Source organism: Pseudomonas sp. 13B_3.2_Bac1, from assembly GCF_025466205.1.
GTDB classification, from domain to species: domain Bacteria; phylum Pseudomonadota; class Gammaproteobacteria; order Pseudomonadales; family Pseudomonadaceae; genus Aquipseudomonas; species Aquipseudomonas fluorescens_H.
The window spans coordinates 1-11,560 of sequence record NZ_JANLOG010000034.1 but is presented as its reverse complement, the minus strand read 5'-3'; the positions used below and the strand labels follow the sequence as shown (position 1 = coordinate 11,560).

Genomic DNA, 11,560 nt, shown 5'->3' with positions numbered 1-11,560 from the left:
ATGTGTACCTAGACTCTGAACATCAGCAGTGGAGGTCAACATGAATGAAGCCATCAGCCCGGGGCCGCGCAACGGCATCCTGTCCCTGACCATCAAGGACAAATCGGTGCTTTACGCCGCCTACATGCCGTTCATCAGGAACGGTGGCCTGTTCATCCCGACCAACAAGAGCTACAAGTTGGGCGATGAGGTGTTCATGCTGCTGAATCTGATGGACGAGGCGGAGAAGATTCCGGTGGCCGGCAAGGTCGCCTGGATCACCCCCAAAGGCGCCCAGGGCAACCGCGCCGCCGGCGTCGGCGTGCAATTCAACGAGGGCGACAACACCGCCCGCAGTCGCATCGAAACCCATCTGGCCGGAGCACTGAAGTCCGACCGTCCCACTCATACGATGTAAGTAGCCGTCTTTTTTATGCTCGTAGATTCCCATTGTCACCTTGATCGCCTCGACCTCGCCGCCCATGACGGTTCGCTGGATGCTGCACTCGATGCTGCGCGCCAGCGCGGGGTAGGGCACTTTCTGTGCATCGGCGTCAGTGCCGACAACGCTGCCGACGTCAAAGCCCTCGCCGATCGTTATGACGACGTCGATTGCTCGGTCGGCGTGCATCCGCTGGATGTGCAACCGGGCGCCGCGCCGGCGCTCGACTGGCTGTTGCACGAACTCAATCACCCGAAAGTGGTGGCGATCGGCGAAACCGGTCTGGATTATCACTACGAGCCGGAAGCCGCCGAGCTGCAGCAGGAATCCTTCCGCCTGCACCTGCAAGCCGCCCAGCAGACCGGTAAGCCGGTGATCATCCACACCCGAGGCGCCCGCGCCGATACCCTCGAACTGCTGCGTGAAGCGGCGTTGCCCCAGGCCGGTGTGCTGCATTGTTTCACCGAAGACTGGGACATGGCCAAGGCTGCGCTGGACATGGGTTATTACATTTCCCTGTCGGGCATCGTCACTTTCCGCAATGCCGACGCCCTGCGTGATGTGGCCAGCAAGGTGCCGGCCGATCGCCTGCTGGTGGAGACCGATTCGCCGTATCTGGCGCCGATCCCTTATCGCGGCAAGCCGAACCTGCCGCAGTATGTGCGCGAAGTGGCAGAGTTTCTGGCGATGCTGCGCGGAGAAAACTATGAGCGGTTTGCCGAGCAGACCACCGAGAACTTCAAGCGGCTGTTCCCGTTGGCTCATGTAAAAGCCTGAATCGCAGGCAAAAAAAACCCGGGTTCTGGGGGGTGAATCCGGGTTAAGACCATTAGGAGTAAAACAAAGGCACGCGGTCCCTTGGTACCTTTATCGGCACGGCACTTGGGGGAGATGCCGTCCGACAGTTCAAGTATTGATCAGTCTGGCGTGCAGTCCAGTTGGCCGGTCGGGGTTTTTAAACAAATTTGGAATACATGCGCTTCAGATGAGTTCTCATTGCGCCACAAACGTTCCCGAAATGAACAACAAACACAGATATGGTCGGATGATCCGTGCATTTTTGCGCAAGTTAGGCATAATACGCGGCTTCGAATTTTGACCCCTACAGACCTTTTCTTATGCACAAAGAACCTCGTAAGGTCCGTGAGTTTCGTCGCCGCGAGCAAGAAATTCTCGATACCGCGCTCAAGCTGTTCCTCGATCAAGGTGAAGACAGTGTCACCGTCGAGATGATTGCTGATGCCGTGGGTATCGGCAAAGGCACGATCTACAAGCACTTCAAGTCCAAGGCCGAGATCTACCTGCGCCTGATGCTCGATTACGAGCGCGATTTGAACGAGCTGCTGCATTCGGCCGATGTCGACAAGGACAAGGAAGCGCTGTCCCGTGCTTACTTCGAATTCCGCATGCGTGACCCGCAGCGCTATCGCCTGTTCGACCGCCTCGAAGAGAAGGTCGTAAAAGGCAATCAGGTGCCGGAAATGGTCGAGGAGCTGCACAAGATCCGTGCCTCGAATTTCGAACGCCTGACCCTGTTGATCAAGGGCCGGATCAGCGAAGGCAAGCTCGAAGACGTGCCGCCGTACTTCCACTACTGCGCATCCTGGGCGCTGGTGCACGGCGCGGTGGCGCTGTATCACTCGCCGTTCTGGAGCAATGTGCTGGAAGATCAGGAAGGTTTCTTCCAGTTCCTGATGGACATCGGCGTGCGCATGGGCAACAAGCGCAAGCGCGATCCGGAAATCCCAAGCAGCTGAGCCATTCAGCTGCCTTATTGCGCCATGATTTCGCTACATGGCGCAGTAGCGCAGGAATATACTCAGGCATAGGGCTTGCTAAAACTTGATTTGTGAGTCAAGTTTTAGTCGCTCGATTTTCTATCGCCGGAGTGATCATGATCGTTGACCGTCAAGGCAGGCGTTTTCGCAATTTGCGCATCAGCCTGACCTCAGCCTGCAATTACGCCTGTACCTACTGCGTGCCTAACGGCAAGCGGTTGGTGGCTGCGCAGGATGAACTGTCGGCCGAGGCCATGGCCCGTGGCGTGGCTTATCTGATCGAAGCCGCCGGCATCGAACGCTTGCGCATCACCGGTGGCGAGCCGCTGGTCAGCCCCAAACTCGAATCTTTCATGAGCGCCGTCGGCAAGATGGGCCTGGAAGACATCAGCCTGACCACCAACGGTCAACTCCTCGCGAAAAAGCTGCCGCTGCTGGTGGATGCCGGTCTGCGCCGGATCAACGTGTCCCTCGATACCCTGGATGCCGGCGCCTTCCGCAGCATCGCCCGTGGCGGCGATCTGCCGACCGTGCTCGATGGCATGGACCAGGCAAAAGCCGCCGGACTGAAGATCAAGGTCAACATGGTGCCGTTGCGCGGGCAGAACCTGGATCAGGTGATGCCGCTGCTCGATTACTGCCTGGAGCGCGGCTACGAGTTGCGCTTCATCGAGTTGATGCGCATGGGCCACCTCGCCACCGACTCCAATGCCTTCCTGCAACAGTTCGTCAGCCTGCAGCAACTGCTGAGCCTGATTGGCGAGCGCTACGAGTACGCCCAGGCCGATGCGCCGGTGGATGCCACGGCTGTGCGCTACGCGATCCCGGGGCTGGGCCATTTCGGTGTGATTGCCAACGAAAGCGTGCCGTTCTGCCGCACCTGTTCGCGTCTGCGTCTGTCCTCGACCGGTTGGCTGCATGGCTGCCTGTCATCGAGCAACCGCCACTATGTCGGCGATCTGCTCGACAAGCCACGTCATCAGGCGTTGCCGGCGTTGCAGCGTCTGTTGGTCAAGGCGTTGGGCGACAAGCAGGAAGTGGCGTTCTCCGGTGGCGCGACAATCATGAAGATCATCGGCGGCTGAACAACCGCTTTCGCGAGCAAGCTCGCTCCCACATTTCGAATGCATTCTCCTGTGGGAGCGAGCTTGCTCGCGAATACGATCTTACAATCAACGAATTTCCTGAGCTGGCGCAAAAGCTGCATCCAACGGCCATTCGCCGGTTTTCCGTCACCGGCTTCTGGAGGATGAGGATGCGTAGCCTGGTTTTGCTGCTGGCCGTTTTGGCGCTTGGCGGCTGTATGACTGTCAGCGATATGGCCGAAGGCACTCGCTATCAGATGAGCGACGCGGGGCTGCTGGATCACAGCGACAGCCGGCGGGTGAACAACTTCCGCATTCAGCCGGACTCATTCATCTACATCGCCCAAGGTGCATTCGCGCCGCCGGGTGGTTCCTACCCGCGACCGAACGTAGTGGCCGAAGAGGCCTTCAAGGGGTTTGTCGAATACTTCCCGATGGTTCGCCGTGCCCGTGCACCGGAAGGCCTCGATCAGGCGTTGGGCGAAGCTCGCGATGCTGGCGCCCACTACCTGCTGTACACGCGTTTCGCCAAGGCTGACGACCGGATCGGCAACTCCGATGAGTGGCTCGATCAGGAAGCCGTGGATCGCCTGGGCATCGACGGCGGCGTGATTCAGATCATGTTGATCGAGACCAGCACCCAGTATTTGATTGATACTGCACGGATCAAGAGTCGTGGCGGTTTACTGACGTTCCACGACAACAAACCGGAAGACCTGATCGGCCCGCCGCTGGCGCAATACGCGCGCAGCCTGCTGGGGATCAGCGACCAATAAAACCAAGGAGTACGCCATGAGTGGCCCGCAAAAAGCCAATGACCTGTTGGGACAGATCCCCAAAACCAAAGGCTTGCCGCCGGTGCACTTGTGGAACCCGGACTTCTGCGGCGACATCGACATGCGCATCGCCCGCGACGGCACCTGGTATTACCTGGGCACGCCGATCGGGCGCAAGCCGATGGTCAAGCTGTTCTCCACCATCATCCGCCGCGACGGCGATGATTACTTCCTGATTACCCCGGTCGAAAAGGTCGGGATCAAAGTCGACGATGCGCCGTTCGTGGCGATTGCCGTGGAAGTCGAAGGCGAGGGCGAAGCGCAGGTACTGCGCTTCACCACCAACGTCGAGGAGACCGCCGAGGCCGGGCCGGAACATCCGATCCGCGTCGAGATCGATCCGGCGACTCAAGAGCCTGCGCCTTATGTGCATGTGCGCAGCAACCTCGAAGCGCTGATTCACCGCAATGTGTTTTACCAACTGGTGGAGCTGGCGGTCAGTCGCGAAATCGACGGGCAACGTTGGCTGGGTGTGTGGAGCGGCGGCGAGTTCTTCCGCATCGGCCTCGAACCCTGACAATGAATCGAATGTGGGAGGGGGCTTGCTCCCGAAGGCGGTGTGACAGTCACCCTATGCAGTGACTGATGCATTGCCTTCGGGAGCAAGCCCCCTCCCACATTGATCTATGTACATCCGCAAAATCTGATTTGACTCCCAATCATATGATCATTAGCGTGGACACCCATCGCCACCCGCTTTGAGGTCTCCATGTCCAGCAGCTTTCATGCATCAACGGTCGATTGGCTGGGCAGCTGGATTGCCGCCGGCCAGGTCAAGCCGGGGCAGGCGATCAAGGTCGAGGCAGATCTGGGCCAGCAGCTCGGTGTCAGCCGCACGGTGATCCGCGAAGCGATCAAGACCCTCGTCGCCAAAGGCATGCTCGAAGTCGGGCCGAAAGTCGGTACCCGCGTGTTGCCGGTGCGGCGCTGGAATCTGTTCGATCCGCAAGTCGTCGGCTGGCTGTCGCGCAACGGCCTGCCGGAAAACTTCGTCGATGACCTGCTCGACCTGCGCCGCACCATCGAACCAATGGCCGTGCGCTGGGCCTGCGAGCGCGCCACGCTTGAGCAGATTCAGGCCGTGCAACTGGCCTACAACGCGCTGGAGCGGGCTGTCGACAGCGGCATCGATTACAACCGCGCCGACCAGTCCTTCCACGAATGCATTCTGGCGGCCAGCCACAACCAGTTCATCGAGCAAATGGTCCCGGCCCTCGGCGCCTTGCTCGCCGTGTCATTTGAAGTTTCCGCTGCCGACCCCGATGAACTGCGTCGCACATTACCGATCCACAAGGACATGGCCGACGCCATCGCCGCCCGTGACTCCGCGCGCGGCGTGTGGGCCTGCATGACCCTGATTGACAATGCCGACCTGGCAATCAAACGCTTTTACCCACAGGTGATGGCCGACAAAAAAGCCAGCTGACAAAGCCTGAATTCCCCTGTGGGAGCGAGCTTGCTCGCGAAGGCGGCGAATCAAATACGCCGCCTTCGACTGACACTCCGCTTTCGCGAGCAAGCCCGCTCCCACATCTAGAACACCAAGACACAAGGAGTTGCCATGAGCTGGACCGCCGTAACTCAACACCGCGCCAGGCTCGGTGAAGGGCCATTCTGGGACGCCCCGACCCAGGCGCTGTACTGGGTCGATATCGCCGGCAAGCAGGCGCTGCGGCTGATCGGCAACAACGTGCAGATCTGGCAGATGCCCGAGCACGTTTCCGCGTTCATCCCCTGTGCCAGTGGCGACGCGTTGGTGACATTGAGCAGCGGCGTGTATCGACTGGATCTCGATTCCCCGGGCCTGGAACCACGCCTCACGCTGTTCTGCATCGCCGACCCGCAACCCGGCAATCGACCCAACGAAGCACGCTGCGACGCCCAAGGCCGACTGTGGCTCGGCACCATGCAGAACAACATCGGTAACAACGGCGAAGACCTGCCGATCGAGCGTCGTTCCGGCGGCTTGTTTCGCATTGATCCCGACCAGCGTGTCACGCCATTGCTGCTCGGTCTCGGCATTCCCAACACGCTGTTGTGGAGCGACGACGGCACCAGACTGCTGTTCGGCGACAGCCTCGACGGGGCGCTCAATCGCTATTTCATTCACACCGACGGCAATCTCGGCAACGGCGAAGTCTGGTACGGCCCCGACGAGAACGGCGGCCCGGATGGTTCGGCAGTCGACGCCGAAGGGTATGTGTGGAACGCGCGTTGGGACGGCAGCTGCCTGTTGCGTCTGACGCCGGACGGCAAGGTTGATCGCAAATTCGACCTGCCCGTCAGCCGACCGACCAGTTGTGTATTCGGCGGTGAAGACCTGAAAACCCTGTACATCACCAGCGCCCAGAGTCCGCACAACCATCCACTGGATGGCGCGTTGCTGGCGATGCGGGTCGACGTGCCGGGCAAACTCTGCACGCGGTTCGCGGGTTAAATCTCATAATGTGGGATGCAAAATTATATATTGAGATTATTCGGCGGTCGGGTTTATAGTCGGTTCCAGCAGTAACACGCACTCACACTTAAAAAGAACAAAACAGGTGAAGTGATGCAGCGAATCTCTATCGCACTCCTCAGCGGAGTCAGCGTCTCGCAACGGCCCAGCGTCGTTCGCCGCGCCTGCCTGTTTTGTTTTCACAATCTTCCAGACCGGACATCGGCAGATGCCCGGTTTTTTTGTGCTGACGAACAGGAGTCATGATCCATGGCTGAACCTCTTTCCTTGCCGCCGGTGCCCGCGCCGCCGAAGGGTGAGCGCCTGAAAAACAAAGTTGTGCTGCTGACCGGCGCCGCTCAAGGCATCGGCGAAGCCATCGTCGCCACCTTCGCCTCGCAGCAGGCCAGACTGGTGATCAGCGATATTCAGGCAGAGAAGGTCGAGAAGGTTGCCGCCCACTGGCGCGACAAGGGCTACGACGTGCAGGCGATCAAGGCCGACGTTTCGCGTCAGCAAGACCTGCATGCCATGGCCAAACTGGCGGTTGAGCTGCACGGACGCATCGACGTGCTGGTCAACTGCGCCGGGGTCAACGTGTTCCGCGATCCGCTGCAAATGACCGAAGAAGACTGGCATTGCTGCTTCGCCATCGACCTGGACGGCGCCTGGTACGGTTGCAAAGCCGTGCTGCCGCAGATGATCGAGCAGGGCGTCGGCAGCATCATCAATATTGCCTCGACCCATTCCAGCCACATCATTCCCGGCTGCTTCCCGTACCCGGTGGCCAAGCACGGCCTGCTCGGACTGACCCGGGCGCTGGGCATCGAGTACGCATCGAAGGGGGTTCGGGTCAACGCTATTGCCCCGGGCTACATCGAGACACAGCTCAACGTTGATTACTGGAACGGCTTTGCCGATCCGCACGCCGAGCGTCAGCGCGCGTTTGATCTGCACCCGCCGAAACGCATCGGCCAGCCGATGGAAGTGGCGATGACCGCCGTGTTCCTGGCCAGTGATGAAGCGCCGTTCATCAACGCCTCGTGCATCACCATCGATGGTGGGCGCTCGGTGATGTACCACGACTGAATGGATCAGGTTTCAGGCGATGAGCTCCGTCTTAAATCCAATCATCATACGATATGACTATTTTCAACAGGCTTTGCAGCAGTACGTGTCACGCCACCACACCTGTGGCGAGGGAGCTCGCTCCCGCTCGGCTGCGCAGCGATCGTAAATTCGGGCTGCGCGGTGTGTTTGATTGACCGAGGTAACCGGTTTTAGGGCCGCTTCGCAGCCCAGCGGGAGCAAGCTCCCTCGCCACAAGCTGTTTAATTTGCTCAAAAAAAATAACAAGGAGTCAGCTTATGAAACGTCGTTTCGGGATTCGTACCCTGTGCAGTGCCGCGCTGGCGGTCACCGCGTTCAGCCTGAGCAGCTCGCTGCTGGCTGCCGACACCGTGAAAATCGGTTTTCTGGTCAAGCAGGCAGAAGAGCCGTGGTTCCAGACCGAGTGGGCTTTCGCCGAAAAAGCCGCCAAGGACAAGGGCTTCGAACTGATCAAGATCGCCGTGCCGGACGGCGAGAAAACCCTCTCGGCCATCGACAGCCTTGCGGCCAATGGCGCGAAAGGCTTCGTGATCTGCCCACCGGACGTCTCGCTCGGCCCGGCGATCATGGCCAAAGCCAAGCTCAATGACCTCAAAGTGATCGCCGTGGACGACCGTTTCGTCGACGCCAACGGCAAGTTCATGGAAGACGTGCCGTACCTCGGCATGGCGGCGTTCGAAGTCGGCCAGAAGCAGGGCAACGCGATGGTCGCCGAGGCGAAGAAGCGCAACTGGGACTGGAAAGACACCTACGCGGTGGTCAATACCTACAACGAACTCGACACCGGCAAGAAGCGCACCGACGGTTCGATGAAGGCGCTCGAAGATGCCGGCCTGCCGAAAGAGCACATCCTGACCGCCGCGCTGAAAACTCTCGACGTGCCGGGCAGCATGGACGCCACCAACTCGGCGCTGGTCAAGCTGCCCAGTGCGGCGAAGAACCTGATCATCGGCGGCATGAACGACAACACCGTGCTTGGCGGCGTACGCGCTACCGAAGCCGCCGGGTTCGCTGCGGCCAACGTGATTGGCATCGGCATCAATGGCACCGACGCCATCGGCGAGCTGAAAAAGCCCAACAGCGGTTTCTTCGGTTCGATGCTGCCTAGCCCGCACATCGAAGGCTACAAGACCGCCGAGATGATGTACGAGTGGGTCACCACCGGCAAAGAGCCGCCGAAGTACACGGCGATGGACGACGTCACCCTGATCACCCGCGAGAACTTCAAGCAAGAGCTGGAAAAAATCGGCCTGTGGAATTGATGGCTGCTCGATCGGTGTGAAGAGGTGACTCAGATGCACGCGCAAGTACAGACACATGCAAGCAGCGCCGGCGGCAGCCTGCGCTTCAACGGAATCGGCAAGACCTTCCCTGGGGTCAAGGCGCTGGACGCCATCAGTTTCGTCGCTCACCCGGGGCAGGTGCACGCCTTGATGGGCGAGAACGGTGCCGGCAAATCGACTCTGCTGAAAATCCTCGGCGGCGCCTACATCCCCAGCAGTGGCGAGTTGCAGATTGGCGAGCAGAGCATGGCGTTCAAGTCGACGGCCGACAGCATTGGCAGCGGCGTCGCGGTGATTCACCAAGAGCTGCACCTGGTGCCGGAAATGAGCGTGGCCGAGAACCTGTTTCTCGGTCATCTGCCGGCCAGTTTCGGCCTGATCAATCGTGGCGTCCTGCGCCAGAATGCCCTGGCCTGTCTCAAGGGCCTGGCCGATGAAATCGATCCGCAAACCAAGGTCGGGCGCCTGTCGCTCGGTCAGCGGCAATTGGTGGAAATTGCCAAGGCGCTGTCCCGTGGCGCGCATGTGATCGCCTTCGATGAGCCGACCAGCAGCCTCTCGGCGCGCGAAATCGACCGTTTGATGGCGATCATCAGTCGCCTGCGCGATGAGGGCAAAGTGGTGCTCTACGTCTCGCATCGCATGGAAGAAGTGTTCCGCATTTGCGACGCGGTGACGGTGTTCAAGGACGGCCGTTACGTGCGCACCTTCGATGACATGAGCCAGTTGACCCACGATCAACTGGTGACCTGCATGGTCGGCCGCGACATTCAGGACATCTACGATTACCGCAGCCGTCCACGCGGCGCGGTGGCGTTGAAGGTCGACGGTCTGCTCGGCCCGGGCCTGCGTGAGCCGGTGAGTTTCGAGGCGCACAAGGGCGAGATTCTCGGGCTGTTCGGCCTGGTCGGGGCCGGGCGCACCGAGCTGTTCCGCTTGCTCAGCGGGCTGGAGCGCAACACCGCCGGACGCCTCGAATTGCGCGGTCATGAATTGAAATTGCGCTCACCGCGCGACGCGATTGCCGCCGGGATCCTGCTGTGCCCCGAGGACCGCAAAAAGGAGGGGATCATCCCGCTGGCCAGCGTCGCCGAGAACATCAACATCAGCGCGCGCGGCGCCAATGCCAGCCTCGGCTGCCTGCTGCGCGGACTGTGGGAGAAGGGCAACGCCGACAAGCAGATCAAGGCGCTGAAAGTCAAAACCCCGCACGCCGGGCAGCAGATCAAATTCCTGTCCGGCGGCAATCAGCAGAAGGCGATTCTCGGTCGCTGGCTGTCGATGCCGATGAAGGTGCTGCTGCTCGATGAGCCGACTCGCGGCATCGACATCGGGGCCAAGGCCGAGATCTACCAGATCATCCATAACCTGGCCGCCGATGGCATTTCGGTGATCGTGGTGTCCAGCGACCTGATGGAAGTCATGGGCATTTCCGACCGCATTCTGGTGCTCTGCGAAGGCGCGCTGCGCGGCGAAGTCAGCCGCGACCAGGCCAATGAATCCAACCTGCTGCAACTGGCTTTGCCGCGCCATCGCGCTGACGGCGTGGCGAACTGAGAGGTGAACATGATGACCATCCAAAACAAGGCTTTGCCGACCCCCCGCAAACCGCTGGACCTGCGGCGCTTCCTCGATGACTGGGTCATGCTGCTGGCGGCCATCGGCATCTTCCTCGCTTGCACCTTGCTGATCGACAACTTCCTTTCGCCGCTGAACATGCGCGGGCTGGGGCTGGCGATTTCCACCACCGGCATTGCCGCGTGCACCATGCTGTATTGCCTGGCGTCGGGGCATTTCGACCTGTCGGTGGGCTCGGTGATCGCCTGCGCCGGGGTGGTTGCGGCGGTGGTGATGCGCGACACCAACAGCGTGTTCCTCGGCGTCAGTGCGGCGCTGGTGATGGGCCTGATTGTCGGGCTGATCAACGGCATCGTGATTGCCAAGCTGCGGGTCAATGCGCTGATCACCACACTGGCGACGATGCAGATCGTCCGTGGCCTGGCCTACATTTTTGCCAACGGCAAAGCGGTGGGCGTGTCGCAGGAATCGTTCTTCGTGTTCGGCAACGGCCAGTTGTTCGGCGTGCCGGTGCCGATCCTGATCACCATCGTCTGCTTCGTGTTTTTCGGCTGGCTGCTGAACTACACCACCTATGGGCGCAACACCATGGCCATCGGTGGCAACCAGGAAGCGGCGTTGCTCGCCGGGGTGAATGTCGACCGGACCAAAATCATCATCTTCGCCGTGCACGGCGTGATCGGTGCGCTGGCCGGGGTGATTCTGGCGTCGCGCATGACCTCCGGGCAGCCGATGATTGGCCAGGGTTTCGAGTTGACGGTGATCTCGGCATGCGTGCTCGGCGGGGTGTCGCTGAGCGGCGGGATCGGCATGATCCGCCATGTGATTGCCGGGGTGCTGATCCTGGCGATCATCGAGAATGCGATGAACCTGAAGAACATCGATACGTTTTATCAGTATGTGATTCGCGGTTCGATTCTGCTGTTGGCGGTGGTCATCGACCGCCTCAAACAACGGTAATCACAATTCCCCTGTGGGAGCGGGGGGGGGGGGGGGGGGGGGGGGGGGGGGGGGGGGGGGGGGGGGGGGGGG

Annotated in this window: 12 protein-coding genes; all 12 read left to right on the top strand. The window is 60.5% G+C overall.

Annotated features, from left to right (window positions below; translation table 11 throughout):
- The first annotated feature begins 40 nt into the window (after window positions 1-40).
- Window positions 41-397, top strand: coding sequence for a PilZ domain-containing protein (locus NTD85_RS05135; protein WP_003227030.1), 357 nt, complete (start codon window positions 41-43; stop codon window positions 395-397).
- 15 nt (window positions 398-412) lie between these two features.
- The gene (locus tag NTD85_RS05130; RefSeq protein WP_262141590.1) at window positions 413-1,198 is read left to right on the top strand and encodes a TatD family hydrolase; all 786 of its coding nucleotides are present in this window, start codon (window positions 413-415) and stop codon (window positions 1,196-1,198) included.
- Window positions 1,199-1,539: 341 nt separating this feature from the next.
- On the top strand, window positions 1,540-2,178 hold the full coding sequence (locus tag NTD85_RS05125; RefSeq protein WP_045122584.1) for a TetR/AcrR family transcriptional regulator: 639 nt from the start codon (window positions 1,540-1,542) through the stop codon (window positions 2,176-2,178).
- Between the two features lie 137 nt (window positions 2,179-2,315).
- A complete protein-coding gene (locus NTD85_RS05120; RefSeq protein ID WP_262141589.1) occupies window positions 2,316-3,284 on the top strand; it encodes a GTP 3',8-cyclase MoaA in 969 nt (322 codons plus the stop codon).
- A 170-nt stretch (window positions 3,285-3,454) separates the two neighbouring features.
- Window positions 3,455-4,060 (top strand): DUF4823 domain-containing protein, encoded by a 606-nt coding sequence (locus NTD85_RS05115; RefSeq protein ID WP_103520737.1) that lies wholly within the window; start codon window positions 3,455-3,457, stop codon window positions 4,058-4,060.
- A gap of 16 nt (window positions 4,061-4,076) precedes the next feature.
- A complete protein-coding gene (locus tag NTD85_RS05110) occupies window positions 4,077-4,637 on the top strand; it encodes a DUF1285 domain-containing protein (protein WP_003227023.1) in 561 nt (186 codons plus the stop codon).
- A 192-nt stretch (window positions 4,638-4,829) separates the two neighbouring features.
- Entirely contained in the window at window positions 4,830-5,546 is a 717-nt protein-coding gene (locus NTD85_RS05105; protein ID WP_262141588.1) for a FadR/GntR family transcriptional regulator, read from the top strand.
- Window positions 5,547-5,681: 135 nt separating this feature from the next.
- On the top strand, window positions 5,682-6,557 hold the full coding sequence (locus NTD85_RS05100) for an SMP-30/gluconolactonase/LRE family protein (RefSeq protein ID WP_262141587.1): 876 nt from the start codon (window positions 5,682-5,684) through the stop codon (window positions 6,555-6,557).
- 270 nt (window positions 6,558-6,827) lie between these two features.
- Window positions 6,828-7,646 carry an SDR family oxidoreductase gene (locus tag NTD85_RS05095; RefSeq protein ID WP_262141586.1) on the top strand — a complete coding sequence of 273 codons (819 nt, stop codon included), beginning with the start codon at window positions 6,828-6,830 and terminating at the stop codon, window positions 7,644-7,646.
- A gap of 278 nt (window positions 7,647-7,924) precedes the next feature.
- Complete coding sequence (locus NTD85_RS05090) at window positions 7,925-8,929, top strand: substrate-binding domain-containing protein (protein WP_103484723.1); 1,005 nt, start codon at window positions 7,925-7,927, stop codon at window positions 8,927-8,929.
- Between the two features lie 33 nt (window positions 8,930-8,962).
- Window positions 8,963-10,507, top strand: a complete 1,545-nt coding sequence (gene araG / locus NTD85_RS05085; protein ID WP_098965010.1) for an L-arabinose ABC transporter ATP-binding protein AraG — start codon at window positions 8,963-8,965, stop codon at window positions 10,505-10,507.
- A gap of 12 nt (window positions 10,508-10,519) precedes the next feature.
- Entirely contained in the window at window positions 10,520-11,488 is a 969-nt protein-coding gene (gene araH / locus NTD85_RS05080; protein WP_103484755.1) for an L-arabinose ABC transporter permease AraH, read from the top strand.
- Window positions 11,489-11,560: the final 72 nt, after the last annotated feature.

Bases quoted from the DNA above. Each gene is read 5' to 3' on its own strand.
- NTD85_RS05135 (WP_003227030.1), top strand. From the start codon at position 41: ATGAATGAAGCCATCAGCCCGGGGCCGCGCAACGGCATCCTGTCCCTG.
- NTD85_RS05130 (WP_262141590.1), top strand. From the start codon at position 413: ATGCTCGTAGATTCCCATTGTCACCTTGATCGCCTCGACCTCGCCGCC.
- NTD85_RS05125 (WP_045122584.1), top strand. From the start codon at position 1,540: ATGCACAAAGAACCTCGTAAGGTCCGTGAGTTTCGTCGCCGCGAGCAA.
- NTD85_RS05120 (WP_262141589.1), top strand. From the start codon at position 2,316: ATGATCGTTGACCGTCAAGGCAGGCGTTTTCGCAATTTGCGCATCAGC.
- NTD85_RS05115 (WP_103520737.1), top strand. From the start codon at position 3,455: ATGCGTAGCCTGGTTTTGCTGCTGGCCGTTTTGGCGCTTGGCGGCTGT.
- NTD85_RS05110 (WP_003227023.1), top strand. From the start codon at position 4,077: ATGAGTGGCCCGCAAAAAGCCAATGACCTGTTGGGACAGATCCCCAAA.
- NTD85_RS05105 (WP_262141588.1), top strand. From the start codon at position 4,830: ATGTCCAGCAGCTTTCATGCATCAACGGTCGATTGGCTGGGCAGCTGG.
- NTD85_RS05100 (WP_262141587.1), top strand. From the start codon at position 5,682: ATGAGCTGGACCGCCGTAACTCAACACCGCGCCAGGCTCGGTGAAGGG.
- NTD85_RS05095 (WP_262141586.1), top strand. From the start codon at position 6,828: ATGGCTGAACCTCTTTCCTTGCCGCCGGTGCCCGCGCCGCCGAAGGGT.
- NTD85_RS05090 (WP_103484723.1), top strand. From the start codon at position 7,925: ATGAAACGTCGTTTCGGGATTCGTACCCTGTGCAGTGCCGCGCTGGCG.
- araG (WP_098965010.1), top strand. From the start codon at position 8,963: ATGCACGCGCAAGTACAGACACATGCAAGCAGCGCCGGCGGCAGCCTG.
- araH (WP_103484755.1), top strand. From the start codon at position 10,520: ATGACCATCCAAAACAAGGCTTTGCCGACCCCCCGCAAACCGCTGGAC.